Below are 24,953 nucleotides of genomic sequence, written 5' to 3' on the forward strand. Positions count from 1 at the left end.
AACACCTCATCCCGCCTGGGCCCGAATGCGGATCGCATCATGCCGCCAATACTCGAGGTCACAGTCGATCAAGTGCCCATGCTGGTCGCTGTTGACCCGGGTAATGTGCAACCCCGGGCTGCCCGCCGACACTTTCAAAGCGCTTGCCGCCTCCACCGGCAACGCTGTCGGCAGGATCTCGAAGCACACCTGCCCGTACTCGATGCCATACACCCGCCCATAAATCTCGGTCAGTGACTGCGCCAGGTCGTGTTCGAGAATGCCTGGAAAGTACCGGGGGTTGAGGTAATGCTCGGCATACAGCACCGCCCGCCCGTCAATCCGCCGTAACCGGCAGACGCGCACCACACTGGACAACGCCGGCAGCTGCAAGCGTGCACAGATGGCCGCCGAAGCCGGCTGCAGCCTCGCCGACAGCAGTTCGGTACTGGCCACCCGCCCCTGATCGCGCACCATGGCATGGAAATGGCTGCGCTCGATGAGGTCGTAGGTCAAGCGCTGCGGCGCAACGAACCAGCCTCGGCGCTCTTCGCGGTAGATCAAGCCTTGGGCCTCCAGCTGCACCAACGCCTCACGCAGGGTAATGCGCGTGGTGTCGAACACCTCGCTGAGCCGCCGCTCGGCCGGCAGCTTGCCGCCCGGCGCCAGCAGGCCATGCTCGATCTGCTCCTGCAGGGCATGGCAGATGGCTGTTACCGCACGCGGGGGCGTCGACTGCATCGAAAGGTTACCTATCTGGACTAGTCCAGCCCCATCACAGGGCAGGTTGAGAATAGTGCAAGCCTATGCAGGGCTGATGAACATCCTGTGACAAAGCTTGGGCCAGGCACTGCCAGAAACGCGCCAAGCCAGCAGAACCGGGGCGATTACCTGGTCTACGCTGTAGCTTCAGGGCCCTTGCCGGCCCCCTCCCTACATCAAACTGTCACGCAAGCGGCCTACCTTGGCTCAAGGTTTGCTGACCTAGACCAAAGGTGCCAGTCAAAGGCTTGCAACGGCTTTACCCAGAACAACGATCGCAAAGGCACCCACCCAAAGGAGCTTCGGATGAAAAAGTTCTTCATGGCGTCACTGCTTGGTTCGGCCATCGCGTTGTGCACCACGGCCATGGCCGCCGGCACTGACCTCAAGGCCCTGGAAGACGCCGCCCGCAAGGAAGGCACTGTCAACAGCGTGGGCATGCCCGACGCCTGGGCCAACTGGAAAGGCACCTGGGAAGACCTGGCCAGCAAGTACGGCCTCAAGCACAGCGACACCGACATGAGCTCGGCCCAGGAACTGGCCAAGTTCGAAGCCGAGAAGGACAACGCCAGCGCCGACATCGGTGACGTGGGTGCCGCCTTCGGCCCGATCGCGGTGACCAAGGGCGTCAGCCAGCCTTACAAGCCAAGCACCTGGGACCAGGTGCCGGAATGGGCCAAGGACAAGGACGGCCACTGGGCGCTGGCCTATACCGGCACCATCGCTTTCATCATCAACAAGGACCTGGTCAAGGAAGAGGAACGGCCGAAAACCTGGCATGACCTGGAAAAAGGCAAATACAAGGTCGCCATCGGTGACGTCGGCACCGCCGCCCAGGCCGCCAACGGTGTGCTGGCTGCGGCCATCGCCTACAAGGGTGACGAAACCAACGTGGCGCCGGGCCTGCAGCTGTTCACCAAGCTGGCGCAGCAGAAGCGCCTGTCGCTGGCCAACCCGACCATCCAGACACTGGAGAAGGGCGAGGTGGAAGTTGGCGTGGTGTGGGATTTCAACGGCCTGAGCTACCGTGAACAGATCGACCCAAAACGTTTTGAAGTGCTGATTCCCTCGGACGGCTCGGTGATTTCCGGCTATACCACGGTCATCAACAAGTACGCCAAGCACCCCAACGCGGCCAAGCTGACCCGTGAATACATCTTCAGCGACGCCGGGCAGATCAACCTGGCCAAGGGCCATGCGCGGCCGATCCGGGCCGAGCACCTGAAGCTGCCGGCGGATGTGCAGGCCAAGCTGCTGCCCAACGACCAGTACGGTGCCGCCCAGCCGATCAAGAATGCCGAAGCCTGGGAAGCCACCTCGAAGAAACTGCCGCAGATGTGGCAGGAGCAGGTGATCATCGAGATGGAGTAAGAGGCTGGGCTTTGTAGTGCCTGATCCGGCCCTTTCGCGGGTAAACCCGCTCCTACACAGGGATACGCGATACATGTAGGAGCGGGTTTACCCGCGAAGATGCCAACGCGGTTCATGACTGGAGAAAACATGCAACACAACGTCATCCTGGTCCTGCTCGACGGCCTCAACTATCAGGTCGCTCACCATGCGATGGGCCACCTGCACGCCTACGTCGAGGCCGACCGCGCCGCGCTGTACCGCGTGGAATGCGAGCTGCCCTCGCTGTCGCGGCCGCTGTACGAATGCATCCTCACCGGCGTGCCGCCGATCGACAGCGGCATCGTGCACAACAACATCAACCGCCTGTCCAACCAACGCAGCGTGTTTCACTACGCCCGCGAGGCCAACCTGGGCACCGCGGCGGCGGCCTATCACTGGATGAGCGAGCTGTACAACCGCTCGCCCTTCGATCCGCAGCGCGACCGCCATACCCACGCGCCGAAGCTGCCGATCCAGCACGGGCTGTTCTACTGGGACGACCGTTACCCCGATTCGCACCTTCTGGCCGATGGCGAGTACCTGCGCCGCCGCCACGCCCCCAACTTCCTGCTGGTGCACCCGATGAGCGTTGACGACGTGGGTCACCGCCACGGCCTGGACAGCAGCCAGTATCGCAACGCTGCACGCAGCGTCGACATCCTGCTGGCCGACTACCTGCCTGGCTGGCTCGAAGAGGGCTATCAGGTATTGGTCACCGCCGACCACGGCATGAACAACGACCGCTCGCACAACGGCCTGCTGGCTGAAGAACGTGAAGTGCCGCTGTTCGTCTTCGGCGACGCCTTCAGCCTGGACCCGGCCGCCAAACCGCTGCAAACCGAACTGTGCGGCACCATCTGCGAGCTGCTGGGCGCCGCGCACGACAAGACGGTTTGCCGGGAGTTGCTGAAGTGAATGGCGGCATGCGTGGCCGCTACCTGGCCCTGTTCTGCCTGCTGCCGTTCGCCGTGTTCTTCGTCATTTTCCAGGTCGCCCCGCTGGCCTGGGTGGCGATCAACAGCCTGCAATCGGAGGCCGGCTGGGGCATCGACAACTTCAGCAAGGTGTTCGCCTCCAAGTTCTACCTGCAGGCGTTGCAACGCAGCCTTGAAATCAGCTTCTGGTCGAGTGTGTTCGGCATCGTCATCGCTACCCTCTCGGCGCCTACTCGCTGCGCCAAGTGGACTCGAAGCTGCGCGACTTCGTCAGCGCCTTCGCCAACATGACCAGCAACTTTGCCGGCGTACCGCTGGCCTTTGCCTTCATCATCCTGCTTGGCTTCAACGGCGCGCTGACGCTGCTGCTGAAGCAGGTCGGCCTGCTGGAAGACTTCAGTATCTATTCCAAAAGCGGGTTGATCCTGGTGTACACCTACTTCCAGATCCCGCTGGGCGTATTGCTGCTGTACCCCGCCTTCGACGCCCTGCGCGAAGACTGGCGCGAGTCAGCCGCGCTGCTGGGCGCCAACCACTGGCAGTACTGGCGACACATCGGCCTGCCGGTGCTGGCCCCGGCACTGCTGGGCACCTTCGTCATCCTGCTGGCCAACGCCCTCGGCGCTTACGCCACCGTGTACGCACTGACCACCGGCAACTTCAACGTACTGCCGATCCGCATCGCTGGCCTGGTGGCGGGCGACATCAGCCTTGATCCGAACCTGGCCAGCGCCCTGGCGATGGTGCTGGTGGGGCTGATGACGCTGGTCACGGTGGTGCATCAATGGCTGCTGAAAAGGAGCTACCATGCGCGCTGACATCCGTTCCGGCGGCTGGTACCACCGCCTCGTGGTCTACCTGCTGTTCCTGATCCTGCTGCTGCCCCTGGCCGGCACCCTCCTCTACTCGCTGGCCACCAGCTGGTCGGCGAGCCTGCTGCCCAGTGGCCTGACCCTGAAGTGGTATGCGGCGCTGTGGAGCGAGCCGCGCTTCCTCGCGGCCTTCGGCCAGTCGCTGCTGGTGTGCGTAGGCGCGCTGCTGCTGTCGGTGGTGCTGATCTTGCCACTGCTGTTCGTGGTGCATTACCACTTCCCGCGGCTCGACGCGCTGATGAACATCCTCATTCTGCTGCCTTTCGCGGTCCCGCCGGTGGTGTCGTCGGTGGGGCTGCTGCAGCTGTATGGCAGCGGGCCGATGGCCATGGTCGGCACACCGTGGATCCTGATCGGCTGCTACTTCACCATCGCCCTGCCGTTCATGTACCGGGCCATCACCAACAACCTGCAGGCCATCAACCTGCGCGACCTGATGGACGCCGCGCAGTTGCTCGGCGCCAGCACCTGGCAGGCCGCACTGCTGGTGGTGCTGCCGAACCTGCGCCAGGGCCTGATGGTGGCAGTGCTGCTGTCGTTCTCGTTCCTGTTCGGCGAATTCGTGTTTGCCAATCTGCTGGTCGGCACCCGCTACGAGACCCTGCAGGTGTACCTGAACAACATGCGCAACAGCAGCGGCCACTTCAACAGCGCGCTGGTCATCTCCTACTTCGCCTTCGTGCTGGTACTGACCTGGGTCGCCAACCGCCTGAACAAGGACAAGACCTGACATGAGCTTCGTCAGCGTACAGAAACTGCAGAAAAGCTACGCCGGCAGCCCGGTGTTCGAGCGCATCGACTGCCACATCGAACGCGGCGAATTCGTCACCCTGCTCGGCCCGTCCGGCTGCGGCAAGTCCACCCTGCTGCGCTGCATTGCCGGGCTGACCTCGGTGGACAGCGGGCAGATACTGCTCGACGGCCACGACATCGTGCCGCTAAGCCCGCAAAAGCGTGGCATCGGCATGGTGTTCCAGAGCTACGCGCTGTTCCCTAACATGACCGTGGAGCAGAATGTCGCCTTCGGCCTGCGCATGCAGAAGGTCAAGGCCGATGAAAGCCAGCTGCGGGTACGCGAGGTGCTGGAGCTGGTTGAGCTGGGCAAGTTCGCCGGGCGCTACCCGCACCAGCTTTCCGGTGGCCAGTGCCAGCGCGTGGCCCTGGCACGCTCACTGGTCACCCGCCCGCGCCTGCTGCTGCTCGACGAACCGTTGTCGGCGCTGGATGCGCGTATCCGCAAGCACCTGCGCGAGCAGATTCGCGCCATCCAGCGCGAACTGGGGCTGACCACCATCTTCGTCACTCACGATCAGGAGGAAGCGCTGACCATGTCCGACCGCATCTTCCTGATGAACCAGGGGCGCATCGTCCAGAGCGGCGATGCCGAAACCCTCTACACCGCCCCCGTGGACCTGTTTGCCGCCGGTTTCATCGGCAATTACAACCTGCTCGACGCCGACAGCGCCAGCCGCCTGCTGCAGCGCCCGGTGGCCAGCCGCCTGGCGATCCGCCCGGAGTCGATCACCCTTGGCGAGCATGGCGAGCTGGACGCCGAGGTGCGCAGCCACAGCCTGCTGGGCAACGTGATCCGCTACCGGGTGCGGGTGCGCGAAGTGGAGCTGGTGGTCGATGTGCTCAACCGCTCGCCGGCCGACTTGCATGCAGACGGAAAACGGGTAAGCGTGTCGATCGACCCCACTGCGCTGCGGGAAGTGGCTTAAGGAGACTCAACACAATGGCACTGGCAATTTTCGATCTGGATGAAACCCTGATCCACGGCGACTGCGCATCACTGTGGAGCGAGCAGATGGCCCGGCTGGGCTGGGTCGACGGCAAGGATTTCCTGCGCCGCGACCATGAACTGATGGAAGCCTATGGCAGGGGCCACCTGCAGATGGAGGACTACATGGCCTTCAGCCTGGAGCCGATTGCCGGGCGTACCCTGGAAGAAGTCGAGCACCTGGTGGCACCGTGGGTCGAGGAAGTGATCGAACCGATCATTTACGGTGACGCCTGCCGCTGCATTGCCGAGCACCGCAAGCGCGGGGATCGCATCCTGATCATTTCCGCTTCGGGTACGCACCTGGTCGGGCCGATTGCCGCGAGACTGGGCGTGGATGAATACCTGGCCATCGAGCTGGAGGCAGTAAACGGGGTGTACACCGGCAAGACCCACGGGGTGCTGACCTATCGTGAGGGCAAGATCACGCGGTTGCTGGAATGGCTGGATCAGGAGCAGGAGAACCTGGAGGGCGCGAGTTTCTATTCCGATTCGAGGAATGACTTGCCGTTGTTGTTGAGAGTGGATCACCCGCATGTGGTGAACCCGGATGCGGTGTTGCGCGAGCATGCCGAGATCAATGGGTGGCCGATTCTGAGCTGGAGCTGAAGGTTTTTATGGGCTGTGCCGGCCCCTTCGCGGGTAAACCCGCTCCTACATCGCACAGTGTTCAAATTGTGGCGATCCCGATGTAGGAGCGGGTTTACCCGCGAAGGGGCCTGGCCTGCTACACCAGGCTAGGGTCGATCACCATCACCAGCTTGCCCGACACCTGGTTGGTCTCCAGCTCGGCATACGCCGCCTGGGCAAACTCCACCGGATAGGTGTCGACCAGCTGCGGCGACAACCGCCCCTCGGCGAACAGCGGCCATACTTGCTGCTGCAGTTCGCGCAGCAGCTCGGCCTTGAAGCCGTCATCACGGTTGCGCAGGGTGGAACCGGTAATTTCCAGACGCTTGCCCAGCACTTGGGCCAGGTCCAGCTCGAACTTGCGTCCGCCCATCAGGCCGATTATTACCCAGCGCCCGTCACGGGCCAGCAGCTTGAGGTTCAGCTCACCGTAGCCAGCGCCTACCGGGTCGAGAATCACATCGAACGGGCCGAAACCTTCCAGCGCGTCCAGGTTCTCGTTACGTACCACACCCCCCGCAGCGCCCAGCGCCTGGCAGTAGGCCAGGCGGTCCTGCGAACCGACGCTGACCCATACCGGGCTGCCGAACGCCTTGCACAGCTGGATGGCGGCCGAGCCAACGCCACTGGCGCCGGCGTGCACCAGCACCTTCTCGCCAGCCTTCACTGCACCGAGCTGGAAGATGTTCAGCCAGGCGGTGGCATACACCTCCGGCAACGCTGCCGCCTCATGCAGGCCAAGGCCTTCGGGTACCGGCAATACGTGACGGGCATCGACCACCACTTCCTCGGCCATGGCGCCGCTGGCCAGCAGGGCGCAAACGCGGTCACCCACGCGCCAGGCGGCACCAGCCCCCACCTCTTCAACCACCCCGGAACACTCCAGCCCCATGTATGGGCTGGCACCTGGTGGTGGCGGGTACAACCCTTTCATCTGCAGCAGGTCGGCGCGGTTCAGCCCCGCAGCGGCCACGCGAATGCGCACTTGGCCCGCGTCACAGGTCGGGCGTTCGGCCTCGACCCACTCCACATGTCCGTCAACGCCTTGCAATGCCTTCACAGTGCCTCCATAGTTGAATCATGACTGGGCCTGAGGTCGCTTACCTCAGGCCTTTTGCAGTATTTGCCCGGCTCCATGGAACCGGCAACGGAAAAGACGGCCTACTATGCGTGATCAATTGCCTCCACGTCGAATCAGCATGAAGCATTTCCTTCCAAGCACCGCACTGGCTGTGATGATCGGCCTGGGCAGCCTCACGCTCGGCGGCAATGCGGCGGCCGCCAACAAGTGGGACAGCCTGCAGCCCGACCGCGACGAGATCGTCGCCAGCCTCAACGTGGTGGAATTGCTCAAGCGCCACCACTACAGCAAGCCACCCCTGGACGATGCCCGTTCGGCCATTATCTACGACAGCTACATCAAGCTGCTGGACCCGGCGCGCAGCTACTTCACCGCTGCCGACATTGCCGAATTCGATAAATGGAAAACGCAATTCGACGATTTCCTCAAGAGCGGCAACCTGGACCCAGGTTTTACCATCTACAAACGCTACCTCGACCGCGTCAAGCAACGCCTGGACTTCGCCCTGGCCGAGCTGAACAAGGGCGTGGACAAGATTGACTTCACCACCAAGGAAACCTTGCTGATCGACCGCAAGGACGCGCCGTGGATGAAGAACCAGGCCGAGCTCGACGACTTGTGGCGCAAACGCGTCAAAGACGAAGTGCTGCGCCAGAAGATCGCCGGCAAGGAACCCAAGCAGATCCAGGAAACCCTGATCAAGCGCTACAAGAACCAGCTCGCGCGCCTGGACCAGACCCGTGCCGAGGACATCTTCCAGGCCTACATCAACACCTTTGCCCAGTCCTACGACCCACACACCAACTACCTGTCGCCGGACAACGCCGAAAACTTCGACATCAACATGAGCCTGTCGCTCGAAGGCATTGGTGCAGTGCTGCAAAGCGACAACGACCAGGTCAAGATCGTGCGCCTGGTGCCAGCAGGCCCGGCAGCCAAGACCAAGCAGGTGGCTCCGGCTGACAAGATCATCGGCGTGGCCCAGGGCAACAAGGAAATGGTCGACGTGGTGGGCTGGCGCCTGGACGAAGTGGTCAAGCTGATCCGCGGCCCGAAAGGTTCGGTGGTGCGCCTGGAAATCATCCCGGCCAGCAATGCGCCTAGCGACCAGACCAGCAAAATTGTGTCGATCACCCGTGAAGCGGTGAAGCTTGAAGAGCAGGCGGCGAAGAAGTCGGTGCTCAAGCTCAAGCAGGACGGGCGTGACTACAAGCTGGGCATCATCGAGATCCCGGCCTTCTACCTGGACTTCAAGGCCTACCGCGCTGGCGACCCCGAGTACAAAAGCACCACGCGTGACGTGAAGAAGCTGCTCACCGAACTGCAGAAAGAGAAAGTCGACGGCGTGGTCATCGACCTGCGCAACAACGGCGGCGGCTCGCTGCAGGAAGCCACCGAGCTGACCAGCCTGTTCATCGAGAAAGGCCCGACCGTACTGGTGCGCAACAGCGATGGCCGCGTCGACGTGCTGGAAGACGAAAACCCGGGGGCCTTCTACAAGGGCCCGCTGGCACTGCTGGTCAACCGCCTGTCGGCCTCGGCATCGGAAATCTTCGCCGGTGCCATGCAGGACTACCACCGCGCGCTGATCATCGGTGGCCAGACCTTCGGCAAAGGCACCGTGCAGACCATCCAGCCGCTCAACCATGGCGAGCTGAAGCTGACCCTGGCCAAGTTCTACCGGGTTTCCGGGCAGAGTACCCAGCATCAGGGGGTGCTGCCGGACATCGACTACCCCTCGATCATCGACACCAAGGAAATCGGCGAGAGCGCCCTGCCAGAGGCCATGCCGTGGGACACCATCCGCCCTGTGGTCAAGCCTGCGGCCGATCCGTTCAGGCCGTTCCTGGCCCAGCTCAAGGCGCAGCATGAGGCGCGCAGCGACAAGGATGCCGAGTTCACCTACATCCGCGACCGCCTGGCCCTCACCCAGAAGCTGATGAACGAAAAAACCGTCAGCCTCAACGAGCAGGAACGCCGTGCACGCCACGACAGCATCGAGGCCAAGCAACTGGCGCTGGAAAACACCCGCCGCAAGGCCAAGGGTGAAGAGCCGCTGAAAGAGCTGAAGAAAGAGGACGAAGATGCACTGCCGGTCGAGGATGAAAACACCAAGCCGGAAGACGACGCTTACCTCGCGGAAACCGGTCGCATCCTGATCGACTACCTCAGTGCCAGCACCAAGGTGGCCAAGAAGTAAGGCACCTCAGCAATGATGGCAGAATAATGCGACCTGTCATCAAACAGTCATCGCGCTGTCGTGAAATATGAGGGCCGGGCATGCAGATGCCCGGCCCTCATTTTTCAGGAATCCATCATGACCGTTGCCGAACAGCTCAGTGCCTTGAGTGCCATCCTGGCTCAGCGCAGTATTCACAGTCTGTTCCAGCCAATCATGTGCCTGAGTGAACATAGGGTGTTCGGCCATGAGGCGCTGAGCCGTGGCCCATCCAATAGCCCGCTGCATGCGCCGCTCAACCTGTTCACCATCGCCCGCCAGGCCGGCCGCCTGACCGAGTTGGAAGCCGCTTGCCGAGAAAGCGCCTGCCGACGCTTCAGCGAGCAGCAACTGCAGGGCAAACTGTTTCTCAACATCTCACCCGAATCGCTGCTGGAGCCGCACTACCCCTCTGGCCTGACCCTGAAACTGCTCGAACAGGTTGGCCTGCCGCCCAACCGGGTGGTGATCGAGTTGACCGAGCACACGCCCACCGACGACTTCCAGCTGCTGTCCAATGCCCTGCACCACTATCGCGACATGGGCTTCTCGATTGCCCTCGACGACCTGGGCGCGGGCTATTCCAGCCTGCGCCTGTGGTCGGAGCTGCGCCCCGAATACGTGAAGATCGACCGGCACTTCATCGACGGCATCCACCGTGACCCGCTCAAGCGCGAGTTTGTAGGCTCTATCTTGCAGATTGCCCGGGCATCGAAGGCACAGGTGATTGCCGAGGGCATCGAGCTGGCGGAAGAGCTGGCGGTGCTGGTAGAGATGGGCGTGGACCTGGTGCAGGGTTATTTGCTAGGGCGGCCACAGGAGATGGGGGTACGCGACAGCGGGCTTTTACCAGCACTGACGCAGGTGCCACTGGCTGAACAACCGACAGTGCACTTGAATGCCACGATCGGGCAGCTGCTGGAGCTGTTTGGCCGATACCAGCACCTGGAGGCATTGGAAGTGGTGGATGCCGATGGCAGAGGGTGCGGGTTGATTCACAGGGATGCGCTGCCTGTGCCGGCCTCTTCGCGGGTGAACCCGCTCCTACGGGGGCCTGTGCCCAACCACCGATCAGGCGTAGGAGCGGGTTTACCCGCGAATACGGTAGCGGCGGCAACGTTGAACGGCGGATGGAAATTGGCCAGCAGGCCCGGCCCTTTCGCTCAGGGTCACCACCTGTAGCGAACAGGCTGGAATGGGTAACGCTTCAGGCCGTTTCGGGATAGCTGTACTCGAACACCCGAACCACCTCAGAAGCATGCCACGAGGCAGCCTCCATGCCATCGACCGGCCCGGTAAACCGCCCCAGGCGCTCGACGCACTCAAAGAAGCCAGTACGCGGCAAACGGCTGGCGCCTTGGCTGATCACCAGCGAACTGCGCAATGGCTGCTCGGCACGGGCATCCAACACCGCCAGGTATTCCAGCGCGGCAGTCAGCGTCTGCATGGCCGGGCTGGGTAGCTGCAAGCGCTCGATCAGCGCTCGGTATGTCAGCAAGTGACGTTGACGACGGGCCAGGTCAAGCTCGCCCAGCAGGTTATCCCAGTGCTGACGGCTGATCCTGACCTGGCTCATGATGGCTCGCTCCAGCCAGCCACCCCCAGATGCCAGGCCAGGGCGCGGCGGATGGCAGCATCTGGCTGGCGTTCACCCGATTCGATCATGGCCAGATACGCCGGGCTCACCCCGACATTGCGCGCCAGTTGCTCCGGGGCAATGCCCTTGGCCTGGCGAATCTGGCCGACTTCGCTGAAGGCTGGCAGAGGGGCACTGGCAGCAACGCCTTGCGCCTCACTGGAAACCGCCTCGGCTGGTGCCTGCCCTGCAGCGCTGAGCAACGCCTGGTATTGCTCCCAGGGAACGACGGCGTACTCGGGTTGACCGTCCCGGCTGATGACCTGAATACCCATTACAAACCCCTTTAAAAAGGATTACAGCATGTAATCCGTAGGCATAACCCTTATGCCAATTATATTACCAACTCCGAGGTCTGTGCAGTTGAGGTGAGATTCAGGCCGGTTTCATTACTTGTTGCGCTCCAGCTGCAGCGCTTCCGGGGTAGCCGGCAGGCGCTCGACCACGCGCAGCCGTTCGGGTGCCTGGCTATCGCGCCAGGCCTTGAAGCGCGCCAACTCGTCGGCCACGGTTTTCAGCACCCAGCCCAGCACCGCGATGTCATCGAGGAAACCCACCCCCAGCAACCAGTCCGGGATGGCATCGATAGGGCTGACGAAATACAGCAGGCCAGCCACGACAGTGACCAGTGCCTTGGGGCTGATGGCACGGTACTCCCCCCTCCACCATGCCAGGCACAGCGACTGCAGCAGCTTCACATCTTCACGCAGTTGGCCGAGGCGCGGGCCTTTGCGCGCCACCGCGAACAACAAGGCCGGCAAACGACCGCGGCTGAGCAGGCGCTCGGCCAATGGCAGGAAACGGGCAAAATTCCAGGGTGCGCTCATGGAGCCTCCGAGAGGAAAAGGTTATCCACATTTATTGTGGATAACCTTGTGAACAGGGCGACGTTTCCGACCCCAGGTGCCTGCCAGGCAAGGGGCCCGGTCAGATCGGGCGTTTTTTACACAGTCGTTTCACGCCATGACTACCTGCGCCGCAAACGATTTGCGTCAGAAACATCCTACTTCTTCACGCTGCATTTCCTCGGACAGTATCAGCTGTTGCAGGTTCGTCCAATCGGCACAAACGAAAACGCCCCATCAATGTGGGGCGTTTTCAACAACCAGCCAATGTTACTGGGCAGGTGCTTCTTCAGGGGCTTCGGCCTGCGGCTCGGCGCCTTGCAACTGGGCCGGGTCCTTGATGGCGATCAGTTCCAGGTCGAACACCAGTACCGAGTTGGCCGGGATCAGCGGGCTTGGGCTTTGTGCGCCATAGGCCAGTTCAGCCGGGATGAACAACTTGTACTTCTCGCCGACGTGCATCAGCTGCAAACCTTCGACCCAACCTGGGATCACACCGCTGACAGGCAGGTCGATCGGGCTGCCACGCTCGACGGAGCTGTCGAATACCTTGCCATCGATCAGCTTGCCTTCGTAGTGGACAGTGACCACGTCAGTCGGTTTGGGCTGCGGGCCGTCGGCCTTCTTGACCACTTCGTACTGCAGGCCCGAGGCAGTGGTAACCACGCCTGGCTTCTTGGCGTTTTCTTCGAGGAATTTCTTGCCGGCGGAGGCGGCTTCTTCGCTGGCCTTGGCCAGGCGCTCCTCGGCGCGTTTCTGCAATGCGGTGAAGGCCTCTACCAGCTCTTCGTCCTTGATGCGTTGTTCTTTCTTGCTAACGGCGTCTTCGATGCCGAGGGCGACTGCTTTCGAATCAAGGTCTTCCATGCCTTCCTGAGCCAGGCTCTTGCCCATGTTCAGGCCGATACCGTAGGAGGCTTTCTGCGCCGGAGTCTTCAGCTCGGGGCTGCTGGCTTGTTGATCGCAGCCAGCCAGTACCAGGCCTACCAGGGCAACCGCAGCCGCCAAACGATGCTGTTTCATGCTATTTCCTTGTTCATGCGCCATGAGGGCAATCAGGGTAAAGCCGCGAGCTTATCAGGCGGCCATGACCAATGGCTACCGGCATAGGAGCGGGTTTTCGTAAGGAAGTTCAGTCATTAAAAGCTTCTTCATCGAAGCTTTACAGCCATTGGCCAGTATTGACCCTCTGTGCCGGGTTTGCCGGGCTTTGGTGGCTTTTTATTTCTGCGGGTTCTGAGGTCGGAAACATCATGGTGATCGGCGCTTTTCACAGGTGCTAAAACAGGTCAGGGAGCCCCCGAAAACCTCAAGGATACCGACCCTCTCGATACTCCCCCGCCACCTCCCGCAGCACCTCTCCCACCCACTGCCCCGGCAAACTCAACGGCAAAGCGGCATTGCGGCAAATCCCCACCGACCCTCCCGGCTCACGCACACCCAGGTCAAGCTCGACCAGTTCGCCACGGCGCAGGTCGAGCAGCACGGCATCACGCGGCGCCACCCACAGGCCATCGCTACCCAGCAGGTAGCGCCGGCTCAGGGCCAGCGACAGGGTTTCCAGGCGCTGGGCCGGCATCTGGATGCCGCATTGCACGAACAGGCTGTCGGCATGCTGGCGGATGGTGGTGCCGGCCGGTGGCAGCACCAGCGGGTAACGCCCCACCTGCCCCCGCTCCACGGGCGTGCTGGCCAGCAGCGGGTGACCCGGGCGCACCACCAGGCTCATCGACTCGCTGTACAGGTGCTCGAACGACAACCCCTGGATTTGCGGACTGTCGGTCATGCGCCCGACCACCAGTTCCAGCTCCCCCAGGTGAAGTTGACCAAGCAACTGCGCGCTGATCCCGGTGACCACGCTGATCACCAGCGCTTCATGGCGCTGATGCAGGCGGCACAGCACCTCGGGCATGAGCAGGCCTTCGACCGTGGACAGCACGCCAATGCGCACCTGCGACGGCGCCCGCGCTTCACCGCGCAGGCTGCTGACGCCATCGCGCAGCGCCTGCACACTGGGCCCGGCGTAACGCATGAAGCGGGTGCCGGCCGGGGTCAGCTCGACACCTTGGCGGCTACGCTCGAACAGGCGCGCCTCGAGCAGGTCCTCAAGCTCCTTGAGGGTCTTGGAAATCGCCGGCTGGCTGATCGACAGGATATCGGCCGCCCTGGCCAGGCTGCCCTGCCGGGCAATCTCCAGGAAGCACAGCAGGTGGCGGTATTTGATGCGGGTGTCGAGGTTCATGGCAGCAAGCTTACCGCATCGCTACCTGCGGCGTATTCAGGTCTGCCGCCCCGTGCTCCCCGTTGCAGCCCAAACTCCAGGACCGGATCGTTATCCATCGACCACCAACGCCTATCATTTTTGCCAGTACCCGCAACCATCCGGATCGCATTAAATGAGATCGCAAAAACCACTTCCCCAAGTGACAGGTCATATCATGCATCCAAATATGGTTTTTTTTGCCCAGACTCAACACAACCCCCGTGATTACCAAGGCGAGAGTCAGGAACTCAAGGCGCCCATTGACGTAACCTATGCCGACAAAGGTCACCTTCACATCGGCGAGCCTACCGCGGATCCTAGAAACGCGGTTTCGCAAATCCTGGCAAGCAACTACTATCCCGAGCGAACGTACTTGAGAGGCGTCCACAACGGCACGAAACCTTTCATTGCTCGCACCTTGAAAGATGGCGAGCTGGATACGTCTTTCAACAAAACAGGTCTTGTCTATCTGACTGACCTGAGCACAGTTTTTGATTATCATAGTTTCTTGCACATGGCCGAGGATGCGGAGGGTCACATCCTGCTCACTATGATTGATCTAACCCAAGGCTTCACCCACCTGTGGAAGCTTAAGCCAAACGGAAAGCCAGATACTGATTTCGGCAGCAACAACGGATACATCATCCTAAATAATTTTTTCAATTTTAAAGATATCACGCTCTACCAATTCACCACTTACAAGAACGACTATATCTTCTCAGGTTCCCTTGAAAACGCTCCCATCCTTTTCGTGCTCACCCATGAAGGTGTCCCACGCCAGAGCTTTGGTAAGCTAGGCATCCTCAAGATGCAAGATCTTATTCCGGACCTCCGTTATGTCATTGGGGCGCCTAAGATGCTGGAGGTTGGTGAGAAGGTGCGCATCATCATCTACACGCGCTATTTCAACGATTCGTCGAGCATAAACGGAATCGCAGCACTGACATTGTCCGGAGCGCTCGACCAGCGCTTCGCTGACAACGGGGTCTATTGGTCAAAGCCTGGCATTATCATTTATGATTTCACGCTAAATAACGCCAGTCAGCGCATCACCGTCCACGGCCAGGTGTGGTCCGAAGGGACCAGTACTCCCATGATCTATCGGCTAGACTACACAGGAAAACCTGCTAAAGAATTCAACGAGGGTCGTGTCGTATTATTCCCCATTGAGGGTGCCTGGGACTATATGACAGAGGCCGATGGAAAACTGGTAGGTTATGGTTCATTTTTCGATCGCGGCATGGCGGTGCGTTACCGTCTGGACGGCCAACTTGATACTACATTCGTGCCGCCGAATGGTTACGGTGTTTTTACGGCAATCGGGTCGCAACCAGGATTCTATGGTAACAGCCATTCCGCGACGGTAATGCCAGAAAGCCAACGCCTACTCGTAGCGGGGCGGGAAATACAGACGGGTTCCACCCCTTGTGTCATTGCCGTCTCATTGAAGCAATAAAAATGAGACTAACTGGCACTTCACCAGAGACTGCATAAACGTCTTGAGGCGAAGGTCAGGCAAGGCGAAAACAGCCGAGAAAGCGGAGTTTACGGGCTGTAAACCAACACTCCGAGGCTGTTTTCAACGCAGCATCAACGCGTATCAAGACTTAAGTGCTCGACAGGATATCGGCCGCCCTGGCCAGGCTGCCCTGCATGTCCAGATCGTTGACGCACCTGTCACTTCTGCCAGTAGCCGATCCTGCCGAAGCATCGCTCAATAGGTGTTCAGCGATTATTGTGAGTGGAGCTCAATACCAGGTCCGAATCAAGAATGCCGAGGGTGGCCTGATCGGTTACGGTGGTTTCTATGACTTCAACATGGCGGTGCGCTACCACTCAAGCGGCCAACTGGACACTCGCTTTACCCCCCCTATGGCTACGGTCAGTTGGGCGCGTTTTCGCCGCAGGATGGTTTCCATACCGCCGAGAATTCGGTAGTAGTCGATACCGACAACCAGCGCATGCTGGTGAGCGGGCAAGACGTACAGCAGGGCTACCGACTCCCCTGCCTGCTCGCCCTCTCTCTGAAACCGGACCAGTAGTACGCCACGGCAGAAGCGGGCAGGCTTAAAGCATTGCCGCCTGCGGCGTATCCGGGTCGCGTTGCTGGCGTCGGAACTGGCCAGGTGGCAGGCCGTGGATCTGGCGGAAACGTCGAGAGAAGTAGGCTTCGTCCGCAAAGCCACAAAGCCGCGCCACCTCGCCCACTGGGCGGCTGCCATTGAGCAGGTAGTTGCGTGCGGCGTGCATGCGCCGCTCCAGCACCAGCTCGCTGAAGGTCTTGCCGATTTCCTTGCGCAGCCAGTGGGTCAGGTAGGTCGGCGACAGATAGGTGGCGGCAGCGACTTTCTGCAGGTTCAGGTCGGGGTCGTCGATATGCCGGCGCAGGTAGTCGCTCATGCGGCCCAGCGCGGCACGGCGGCTGAGCTGGGCCGCGTTGCTGTCGGCCAGTTCGCGCAGCGGCTCGGCATACAGGCCACAGACTTGGCCGATCAGCTGCAGCAACAGGCCTTTGAGGATTTCGCGGGTGCCGAAACGGCGGTTGGCATCCAGCGCACGCATGCGCTCGAGGGTTTGCCGTACCTCGGCAAAGTCCGGCTCACTCAGGTAGAAGTCGAGATGCTCCTGAAAGCGGAACGGCGACAGCTCCGGCGCCTGCAGGATCGACACTTCCTCCAGGTCCATCGGGTCGCAGGCCAGGTGCGGCAGCAGGAACGTCTGGGAGAAATTGATCACCACGAAGTTGCTGTCCTCCGGATGCGGGATCACATGCACCCGGTGCGGCAGGATGAAGGCCAGGGTGTTGCGTCTGAATGGGCGTTGCACGCTGCCGATGTGTTGCACCGTGTCGCCGCCGAGATTGACCTGGATCTGGAAGTACTCATGACGATGCGGCGCGGTCTCGGCGGGACGCCCGCGCTGGTCGCGGATGTAGAAATCCATCAGCTCGCTGCGCTGCTGCATGACATAGGTCGGAACCTCGCGCTTGGGGGGCATGGGCAATCTCCGGGATACAGGCGCTTTAAGTTGTACGACGTCCAAACTCTGCAATTTAACCCCTTATGCAAAAACCTGCGCAACCGCAAATCCACGCAGCCCTCTGATAATGCGCTATTCAACCAATATTTCAGGCGAAACCCCGGCTGAGAAATTTCTTGGACAGCACAGCACTGCCCCGCCTCCAATGAGAAAAACGGTCTAAATACCCCGTTGCATTCACCGCGTTGTACGACCACCTTAGAAAAGGGACTGCAGCCCAACCTCTACCAACAACAACAAACGAGGTCGACTCATGTCGAGCACGCCTACCCCCCGCGCCGCGTCGTCGTACACGCTGGACGCGGCCCCTTCCCAGCGCCTGCCTACCCGCCGCCGCTGGTTCATGCTGTCGCTGCTGCTGGTGGCGACCATCATCAACTACGTCGACCGGGTGAACATTTCCATCGCAGCGCCGTTCATGGCCAAAGACCTGGGCCTGGACAAGGTCGAGATGGGTCTGATTTTCTCCGCCTTCGCCTGGACCTACGCGTTGGCCCTGGTACCGGCTGGCTTCATTGCCGACCGCTTCGGCTCGCGCCTGACCTATGGCGTGTCGCTGATCAGCTGGTCGGCGGTCACCGTGGCCCAGGGCCTGGCCAGTGGCTTCGCCTCGCTGTTCGGCCTGCGCCTGGCGGTCGGCGCCATGGAGGCCCCGGCCTTCCCGGCCAACAGCCGTGCGGTTACGGTATGGTTCCCCGCCCGCGAGCGCGGCATGGCCAGCAGCATCTACGTATGTGGCCAGTACCTGGGCACCGCGCTGTTCACCGGCGCGCTGCTGTGGCTGGCGACCACCTATGACTGGCGCCACGTGTTCTACAGCACCGGCCTGGTGGGCATCCTGTTCGGCGTCGTGTGGCTGGTGCTGTACCGCGACCCGCTGAACTGCAAGAAGGTCAGCAAGGAGGAACTGGCCTATATCGAGCACGGTGGTGGCCTGGTGAAGAGCAGCCAGCAACGTACCCGCTTCGACTGGCGCCAGGTTGCCGAACTGTTCCGCTATCGCCAGATCTGGGCGATCTGCCTGGGCAAGTTCGCCAGCACTTCGGCGCTGTACTTCTTCCTCACCTGGTTCCCCACCTACCTGATCGAAGAACGCCAGCTGACGCTGATCAAGGTCGGCATCTTCGCGGTCATGCCGTTCATTGGTGCCACGGTCGGCATCCTCCTGGCGGGCATCGTCTCCGACCTGCTGATCCGCAAGGGCTACTCGCTGTCGTTTGCCCGCAAGCTGCCGCTGGTGGTGGGCTCGATGCTGGGGATGTCGATCGTGCTGGTGAACTTCACCGACTCCAATGTGCTGTGCATCGCCGTGCTGACCCTGGCGTTCTTCGCCCAGGGCATCGCCTCGTCGTCGTGGGCTGCCGTCTCGGAAGTGGCGCCAAAGGAGCTGATCGGCCTGACCGGCGGCATTACCAGCCTGGCGGCGAACATCGGCGGCATCGTCACACCGATCGTGATCGGCACGATCGTGCAAGCCAGTGGCTCGTTCGCCATGGCGTTCTGGTTCATCGGTGGTGTGGCGTTGATGGGCACACTGTCTTACTCGCTGCTGCTTGGGAAGCTGTATCGCATCGAGCTGAAGACTGCGGGCTGAGCCAAGGCGTGTATTGACGGTACCGGCCTCTTCGCGGCTAAAGCCGCTCCTACGGGGGGACGGTATTGGCCCTGGGTTTGACGCTATCCCTGTAGGAGCGGCTTTAGCCGCGAAAGGGCCGGTACAGGTGCCTTGGATAGTCCAACCCAACCCCGCTTTCGTCCAACTTTGCCGGCCAGCCGCTGGATACGCTGTCCACTCCAGTACGGAGGATCCACCCATGACCTACCTGTTCAACCCGCCGGCCATCGTCAGCCTGCCGATCCGCGGCAGCGATGCGCGCTTCCCGGTCGGCCGGGTGTTCTGCCTCGGCCGCAACTACCCGTGGCCGGAATCCTACGGCGCGGCGCCGCAGGAGCCTGTGTTTTTCATGAAACCGGCAAGCAACGTGGTCGAGGCACTGGGCGAACTGCCCTTCCCGCCGCAGACCGACGAGTTCTGCCATGAAATCGAGCTGGTCGCGGCCATCGCCAAAGGCGGCGCCAACATCGCCAGCGAGCATGCCCTGGAGCACGTGTTCGGCTTTGCCGCCGGTCTAGACATGACCCGTCGCGATCACCAGCGCAAGGCCAAGGCCGAGGGCCTGCCGTGGGAAGGCGCCAAGGTGTTCGAGGCTTCGGCACCGATGACCGCCATCGTCCCCGCCAGCGAATGCGACTGGCCGCTGGATGCGTCCCTATGGCTGCAGGTCAATGGCCAGGACCGCCAACGGGCACACCTCAGCCAGCAGACCTGGGCATTGGCCGAAGTGATCAGCAGGCTGTCTCGCCAACTGCCACTGCGCCCGGGCGACCTGATCATGACCGGCAGCCCGCCCGGCGTGGCCCCGCTGAACCCGGGCGACACGATACACGCCGGGATCGACGGTATTGGCGAGCTGCACCTGCGTGTCGGCCCCCGCCCTGCCGGGCAAACAGCCAACGCAGCCTGAACCTGACGGAGACCCGACATGACCCAGAACAAGAAAATCGCCCTGGTCACCGGTGCCGGTAGCGGCATCGGCCGCGCCGTCGCCCTCGCCCTGCTGGAGGATGGCTTCAGCCTGGTGCTCGCCGGGCGCCGCGCCGAACCCCTGCAAGCCGTGGTTGCACAGGCGCTGGCAGCAGGCGGTGAGGCACTGGCCGTGCCCACCGATGTACGCGACGAGCAGAGCGTCGCGCAGCTGTTCGCCACCATCGAAGAAGTGCACGGCCGGCTCGATGTGATCTTCAACAATGCCGGCATCAACGCGCCAGCCGTGCCGGTGGACGAGCTGCCGTTGGAGAACTGGCGCAACGTCATCGCCACCAACGTCGATGGTGTATTCCTGTGCGCCCGCGCCGCCTTCGGCCTGATGCGCCGCCAGCAGCCGCAAGGCGGGCGGATCATCAACAACGGCTCGATCTCGGCGCACACCCCACGCCCGTTCACCGCACCTTACACCGCCAGCAAGCATGCGGTGCTGGGCCTGACCAAGGCGCTGGCGCTGGATGGTCGGCCTTACAACATCGTGTGCAGCCAGGTGGACATCGGCAACGCCCTGACCGAGTTGTCTGAGCGCATGACCCGTGGGGTGCGCCAGGCCAATGGCGAGATCGCCGCCGAGCCGATGCTCGACGTGCGCCATGTGGCCGATGCGGTGCGCTACATCGCAGCGCTGCCGCTCGACGCCAACGTACTGAACATGACCGTGATGGCCAGCAACATGCCGTTCGTTGGCCGTGGCTGATCCCTGTTTATGATGGAGTGACCGATGAAACCAGAAGTCCTGCAACTGAGCCCTATCCTGATCCCGCAGATCCGTGAGCGCCTGGAACAGCTGTTCACCGTACACCGCTACTACGAACAGGCCGACAAGGAGGCCTACGTCAGCCAGCATGCAAGCAACATTCGGGGCGTGATTACCGGCGGCCACACCGGCATCAGCCAGGCGCTGATGGCGCGCCTGCCCAACCTCGAAGTGATCGCCGTCAATGGCGTCGGCACCGACGCGGTAGACTTGGCCTATGCCCGCGATCGCGGCATCCAGGTGACGGCGACCATCGGTGCGCTCACCGAGGACGTCGCCGATCTTGCCATCGGCCTGCTGATCGGCTTGTGCCGGGGGATCTGCACCGGTGACCGTTTCGTTCGCTCCGGCCGTTGGGCCACCAGCACCACGCCGCTGGCACCGCTGCCACTGGCCCGGCAGGTGTCGGGCATGCGCGTGGGCATCGTTGGCATGGGCCGGGTCGGTCGGGCGGTAGCACAGCGGGCGGCAGCCTTCGGTTGCCCGATCCGCTACACCGATCTACAGGCGCTGGATGTGCCCTACGGGTTCGAGGCAGATCTGCTGCAGTTGGCCAAGGACAGCGATGCGCTGATTCTCGCGGCGGCGGCTGACAAGGGCGAGGCACTGATCAATCGCGACGTGCTGCGGGCGTTGGGCAACGAGGGGTATCTGATCAATATCGCACGCGGCAAGCTGGTGGATGAGCCCGCGTTGGTCGCGGCGTTGCAGGCCGGCGAGATCGCTGGCGCGGCGCTGGATGTGTTTGCCGATGAACCGCGAGCGCCCGAGGCGTTGTTCGAGCGCGAAGATGTTGTCCTGCAACCGCATCGAGCCAGTGCCACGGTACAGACACGCACGCGCATGGGCGAGATGGTGGTGGCCAGCCTGGTGGATGTATTTGCCGGACGCACGCCGCAGGGGTTGGTTATCTAGTCGGCTCGTGCTGGCCTCTTCGCGGGAAGGCCCGTTCCCACAGGTGCAGCGCCGTATTTGAAGGCGGTGCAGATTCCGTAGGAGCGGGCTTGCCCGCGAAGAGGCCGGCACAGGCAGCAAAGGGGTATCAGGCCACCGCCAGCTCCACCGCCTCCCCCTTCAACCGCACCGGCCACACCCGCAACCTCTGCCCGGCATCCTCCAGGCACTCCCCACTCAGCAGGCTGAAGTGCTGCTTGTAGAGCGGCGCTGCCACCACCAACTCACCTTGCACACTGCCCACCAGCCCGCGGCCGATGATGTTGGCGCCGGAGCGTGGGTCGCGGTTGTCCACCGCGTACAGCGGCTGGGCCTGCCCCGGCAGGTAGAACAACGCCACCTGGGCCCCATCGAGCCAAACCACGACGCCGGAGTCGGCCACCAGGTCTTGTGCCTGGCACACCGTCTGCCAGTTTTCTTGCGTGTTCACAGCAGCATTGGCCAGGTTCATCAGACAGCCTCCTCGACAGTTGGGATCAGGTGCAGCGGTGCAGCGGGCCGGCGTTGTTCGCGTTCGCGCACGAAGTGCACGTCCGGGTCGGCGCGTCGGTCGTTGACGAAGGTACGGAAGCGCTTGAGCTTCTCCGGGTCGTTGAGGGCGTTGGCCCATTCGCATTCATACTGGTCGACCACATGCTGCATCTGCGCTTCCAGCTCGCTGGCCAGGCCCAGGCTGTCGTCGATGATCACCTGCTTCAGGTAGTCCAGCCCGCCTTCCAGGTTTTCACGCCACACCGAGGTGCGCTGCAGCTTGTCGGCCGTGCGGATGTAGAACATCAGCACGCGGTCGATCAGGCGTACCAGGGTTTCGTCGTCCAGGTCGGTGGCGAACAGCTCGGCATGCCGCGGGCGCATGCCGCCGTTGCCGCACACGTACAGGTTCCAGCCCTTGTCGGTGGCGATAACGCCGATGTCCTTGCTCTGCGCCTCGGCGCATTCACGGGTGCAACCCGATACCGCGAACTTGAGCTTGTGGGGGCTGCGCAGGCCCTTGTAGCGGTCTTCCAGGCGCAGGGCCATGGCGACACTGTCCTGCACGCCGTAACGGCACCAGGTGCTGCCCACGCACGACTTTACCGTGCGGGTCGACTTGCCGTAGGCATGGCCGGTTTCGAAGCCGGCCTCGATCAGTTCGCCCCAGATCAGCGGCAGCTCGTGCAACTGGGCGCCGAACAGGTCGATGCGCTGGCCACCGGTGATCTTGGTGTACAGGTCGTATTTCTTGGCCACCTGGCCGATGACGATGAGCTTGTCGGGGGTTATTTCACCACCGGGAATGCGCGGCACCACCGAATAGGTGCCGTTTTTCTGCATGTTGGCCATGAAGGTGTCGTTGGTGTCCTGCAGCGGCACCAGCGCCGGGTCCATGATCGGCTGGTTCCAGCACGAGGCGAGAATGTTGCCCACCGCCGGCTTGCAGATGTCACACCCCAGATGGCCCTTGCCATGGCGCTCGAGCAGTTCGCTGAAGGTGCGGATACCCTCCACCCGCACCAACCCGTACAGCTCCTGCCGGGTGTAGGCAAAGTGCTCGCACAGGCTCTTGTCCACCGCCACGCCGCGGGCCGTCAGTTCGTGCTCGAAGACTTGCTTGAGCAGGGCCGCGCAACCGCCGCAGCCGGTCGCGGCCTTGGTGCAGCCCTTGACCGCAGCGAGGTCGCTACAGCCACTGTCGATCGCGGCGCACACCGCCCCCTTGCTGACGTTGTGGCAGGAGCAGATGGTCGCGCTGTCGGGCAGCGCATCGGCGCCCAAGGCCGGCGCACCACCGCCTTGCGGCAGGATCAGCGCTGCCGGGTCGGCCGGCAGGGCGATGCCGTTCTGGGCGTACTGCAACAGGGTGTCGTAATAGCTGTTGTCGCCGACCAGCACCGCGCCGAGCACGTGCTTGCCGCTGGCATCCACCACCAAACGGCGGTAAGCGCTGTTGGCTTCATCGATGAAGCGATAGCTGCGCGCGCCCGGCGTGGCACCGTGGGCATCGCCGATCGAACCGACATCCACACCCAGCAGCTTGAGCTTGGTCGACATGTCGGCGCCGGTGAACGCCACCGCCGCCTCGCCCATCAGCAGCCCAGCCAGGTTGCGCGCCATGCTGTAGCCCGGGGCGACCAGGCCGAACACGCTGCCGTTCCACGAGGCGCACTCGCCGATGGCGAAGATGCGTGGGTCGCTGCTGCGGCAGTGGTTATCGATGACCACGCCACCGCGTGCGGCGATGTCCAGGCCGCAGCCCCGGCCCAGTGCATCCTGTGGGCGGATACCGGCGGAGAACACGATCAGGTCGGTTTCCAGGTGCTCACCACCGTCGAAGTTCATGCGATAGCGGTAGGTTTCACCGGCACTGACCGACTGGGTGGCGCGCGACAGGTGCACCCCCACACCCAGCGCTTCGATCTGCGCCTTCAACGCGGCACCGCCCTCGCCGTCCAGCTGTACCGGCATCAGCCGTGGGGCGAATTCCACCACGTGGGCTTCCAGCCCCAGCGACTTGAGAGCGTTGGCCGCTTCCAGGCCAAGCAGGCCACCGCCGACCACCACCCCCCGGCGGGCACCGCCTGCGGCAGCACGAATGCCATCGAGGTCGTCCAGGGTGCGGTAGACCAGGCGGGCATTGCCGCTGGAGCCTTCGATCGGCGGCACGAAGGGATAGGAGCCGGTGGCCAGCACCAGTTGGTCGTAGCCATAGCGACCTTCGGCAGTGACAACTTCGCGGCGCTCGCGGTCGACCTCCAGCACGGCCTCACCCAGGTGCAGGTGCACGCCATTGGCGTCGTAGAAATCGTGCTCACACAGGGCCAGGGTTTCGGCACAGCTGCCGCCGAAGTATTCGGACAGGTGCACGCGGTCATACGCGCGTTGGCGCTCTTCGCCGAATACCCGCACCTCGAAGCGCTGCAGGGCGCCGCGACTGACCAGTTGTTCGACGCAATGGTGGCCGACCATGCCGTTGCCGACGATGACCAGTCGCTCTCGTTGCCCGCTGCTCGCTGTTGCCTTCATAAGCCGATCCTCGATCAAAAAAAAAGCGCCTGGAGCCGAAGCTCCAGGCGCCTTTGCCTGTATTCATCACGGTAGGGGGCCCGGTTGATCGCCGTTGATCAGTGGGCTTTGTTGTATCCAAGGTTAAGCAGGGAGCGTGCCAATCGGGTTGCCTGGGTTGCGTGGGTTGCCTGGGTTGCCTGTGTCGGCCTCTTCGCGGGTA

Annotated in this window: 22 protein-coding genes and 1 pseudogene; 13 read left to right on the plus strand and 10 right to left on the minus strand. The window is 62.4% G+C overall.

The genetic code is table 11. The annotated features are described in order from the left end of the window. Window positions 1-6 precede the first annotated feature (6 nt). The gene (locus tag ACZ889_RS25620) at window positions 7-720 is read right to left on the minus strand and encodes a UTRA domain-containing protein (RefSeq protein ID WP_003252562.1); all 714 of its coding nucleotides are present in this window, start codon (window positions 718-720) and stop codon (window positions 7-9) included. A 327-nt stretch (window positions 721-1,047) separates the two neighbouring features. Here ACZ889_RS25620 and ACZ889_RS25625 point away from each other — a divergent pair, with 327 nt between their 5' ends. The 6 genes and pseudogenes from ACZ889_RS25625 (at window position 1,048) to ACZ889_RS25650 (ending at window position 6,329) form a co-directional block, all read left to right on the plus strand. After that, on the plus strand, window positions 1,048-2,112 hold the full coding sequence (locus ACZ889_RS25625) for an ABC transporter substrate-binding protein (RefSeq protein ID WP_014592058.1): 1,065 nt from the start codon (window positions 1,048-1,050) through the stop codon (window positions 2,110-2,112). A gap of 129 nt (window positions 2,113-2,241) precedes the next feature. Continuing rightward, entirely contained in the window at window positions 2,242-3,048 is an 807-nt protein-coding gene (locus tag ACZ889_RS25630) for an alkaline phosphatase family protein (RefSeq protein ID WP_003252558.1), read from the plus strand. An 8-nt stretch (window positions 3,049-3,056) separates the two neighbouring features. Next, window positions 3,057-3,886: pseudogene (locus ACZ889_RS25635) on the plus strand (ABC transporter permease). After that, entirely contained in the window at window positions 3,876-4,670 is a 795-nt protein-coding gene (locus ACZ889_RS25640) for an ABC transporter permease (protein WP_003252553.1), read from the plus strand. The pseudogene ACZ889_RS25635 and the gene ACZ889_RS25640 overlap by 11 nt, the downstream one beginning before the upstream one ends. Window position 4,671: 1 nt before the next feature. Continuing rightward, the gene (locus ACZ889_RS25645; RefSeq protein WP_010952771.1) at window positions 4,672-5,661 is read left to right on the plus strand and encodes an ABC transporter ATP-binding protein; all 990 of its coding nucleotides are present in this window, start codon (window positions 4,672-4,674) and stop codon (window positions 5,659-5,661) included. Window positions 5,662-5,675: 14 nt separating this feature from the next. Then, window positions 5,676-6,329, plus strand: coding sequence for an HAD family hydrolase (locus tag ACZ889_RS25650; RefSeq protein ID WP_003252546.1), 654 nt, complete (start codon window positions 5,676-5,678; stop codon window positions 6,327-6,329). A 118-nt stretch (window positions 6,330-6,447) separates the two neighbouring features. Here ACZ889_RS25650 and ACZ889_RS25655 read toward each other — a convergent pair whose 3' ends face one another. Then, complete coding sequence (locus tag ACZ889_RS25655) at window positions 6,448-7,410, minus strand: NAD(P)H-quinone oxidoreductase (RefSeq protein ID WP_003252545.1); 963 nt, start codon at window positions 7,408-7,410, stop codon at window positions 6,448-6,450. Between the two features lie 139 nt (window positions 7,411-7,549). On the opposite strand from ACZ889_RS25655, the gene ACZ889_RS25660 reads away from it, so the two are divergent. Both ACZ889_RS25660 and ACZ889_RS25665 read left to right on the plus strand, forming a co-directional pair. Continuing rightward, complete coding sequence (locus ACZ889_RS25660) at window positions 7,550-9,631, plus strand: carboxy terminal-processing peptidase (RefSeq protein ID WP_179052380.1); 2,082 nt, start codon at window positions 7,550-7,552, stop codon at window positions 9,629-9,631. A 117-nt stretch (window positions 9,632-9,748) separates the two neighbouring features. Continuing rightward, a complete protein-coding gene (locus ACZ889_RS25665) occupies window positions 9,749-10,831 on the plus strand; it encodes an EAL domain-containing protein (RefSeq protein ID WP_476257944.1) in 1,083 nt (360 codons plus the stop codon). 25 nt (window positions 10,832-10,856) lie between these two features. On the opposite strand, the gene ACZ889_RS25670 is transcribed toward ACZ889_RS25665, so the two are convergent. The 5 genes from ACZ889_RS25670 to pcaQ all read right to left on the minus strand — a co-directional run bounded on the left by ACZ889_RS25670 (window position 10,857) and on the right by pcaQ (window position 14,372). Beyond that, complete coding sequence (locus tag ACZ889_RS25670) at window positions 10,857-11,225, minus strand: hypothetical protein (RefSeq protein WP_003252539.1); 369 nt, start codon at window positions 11,223-11,225, stop codon at window positions 10,857-10,859. After that, window positions 11,222-11,560, minus strand: a complete 339-nt coding sequence (locus ACZ889_RS25675; RefSeq protein WP_054888719.1) for a helix-turn-helix domain-containing protein — start codon at window positions 11,558-11,560, stop codon at window positions 11,222-11,224. Before ACZ889_RS25675 ends, ACZ889_RS25670 begins: the two co-directional genes overlap by 4 nt. Before the next feature lie 114 nt (window positions 11,561-11,674). Next, on the minus strand, window positions 11,675-12,112 hold the full coding sequence (locus ACZ889_RS25680; RefSeq protein ID WP_054888718.1) for a YkvA family protein: 438 nt from the start codon (window positions 12,110-12,112) through the stop codon (window positions 11,675-11,677). 288 nt (window positions 12,113-12,400) lie between these two features. Further along, entirely contained in the window at window positions 12,401-13,153 is a 753-nt protein-coding gene (locus ACZ889_RS25685; protein WP_003252534.1) for an FKBP-type peptidyl-prolyl cis-trans isomerase, read from the minus strand. Window positions 13,154-13,439: 286 nt separating this feature from the next. Next, entirely contained in the window at window positions 13,440-14,372 is a 933-nt protein-coding gene (pcaQ, locus tag ACZ889_RS25690) for a pca operon transcription factor PcaQ (RefSeq protein WP_180689401.1), read from the minus strand. 154 nt (window positions 14,373-14,526) lie between these two features. Between pcaQ and ACZ889_RS25695 the strand changes: the two genes are divergently transcribed. After that, window positions 14,527-15,849 carry a hypothetical protein gene (locus ACZ889_RS25695; RefSeq protein WP_476257945.1) on the plus strand — a complete coding sequence of 441 codons (1,323 nt, stop codon included), beginning with the start codon at window positions 14,527-14,529 and terminating at the stop codon, window positions 15,847-15,849. A 611-nt stretch (window positions 15,850-16,460) separates the two neighbouring features. Here the strand turns inward: ACZ889_RS25695 and ACZ889_RS25700 are convergent. Then, the gene (locus ACZ889_RS25700; protein WP_180689400.1) at window positions 16,461-17,390 is read right to left on the minus strand and encodes a helix-turn-helix transcriptional regulator; all 930 of its coding nucleotides are present in this window, start codon (window positions 17,388-17,390) and stop codon (window positions 16,461-16,463) included. Window positions 17,391-17,685: 295 nt separating this feature from the next. Here ACZ889_RS25700 and ACZ889_RS25705 point away from each other — a divergent pair, with 295 nt between their 5' ends. The 4 genes from ACZ889_RS25705 (at window position 17,686) to ACZ889_RS25720 (ending at window position 21,709) form a co-directional block, all read left to right on the plus strand. Then, a complete protein-coding gene (locus ACZ889_RS25705; RefSeq protein WP_180689399.1) occupies window positions 17,686-19,026 on the plus strand; it encodes an MFS transporter in 1,341 nt (446 codons plus the stop codon). Between the two features lie 220 nt (window positions 19,027-19,246). Then, complete coding sequence (locus ACZ889_RS25710) at window positions 19,247-19,957, plus strand: fumarylacetoacetate hydrolase family protein (RefSeq protein ID WP_476257946.1); 711 nt, start codon at window positions 19,247-19,249, stop codon at window positions 19,955-19,957. 18 nt (window positions 19,958-19,975) lie between these two features. Then, window positions 19,976-20,734 carry an SDR family oxidoreductase gene (locus tag ACZ889_RS25715; RefSeq protein WP_185280066.1) on the plus strand — a complete coding sequence of 253 codons (759 nt, stop codon included), beginning with the start codon at window positions 19,976-19,978 and terminating at the stop codon, window positions 20,732-20,734. Window positions 20,735-20,758: 24 nt separating this feature from the next. Further along, window positions 20,759-21,709 carry a 2-hydroxyacid dehydrogenase gene (locus tag ACZ889_RS25720; protein ID WP_180689397.1) on the plus strand — a complete coding sequence of 317 codons (951 nt, stop codon included), beginning with the start codon at window positions 20,759-20,761 and terminating at the stop codon, window positions 21,707-21,709. 127 nt (window positions 21,710-21,836) lie between these two features. On the opposite strand, the gene nirD is transcribed toward ACZ889_RS25720, so the two are convergent. Further along, entirely contained in the window at window positions 21,837-22,199 is a 363-nt protein-coding gene (gene nirD, locus ACZ889_RS25725; RefSeq protein WP_010952757.1) for a nitrite reductase small subunit NirD, read from the minus strand. Next, window positions 22,199-24,751, minus strand: a complete 2,553-nt coding sequence (gene nirB / locus ACZ889_RS25730; protein WP_180689396.1) for a nitrite reductase large subunit NirB — start codon at window positions 24,749-24,751, stop codon at window positions 22,199-22,201. Before nirB ends, nirD begins: the two co-directional genes overlap by 1 nt. Between the last annotated feature and the right edge of the window lie 202 nt (window positions 24,752-24,953).

Source organism: Pseudomonas sp. TE3895, from assembly GCF_056278855.1.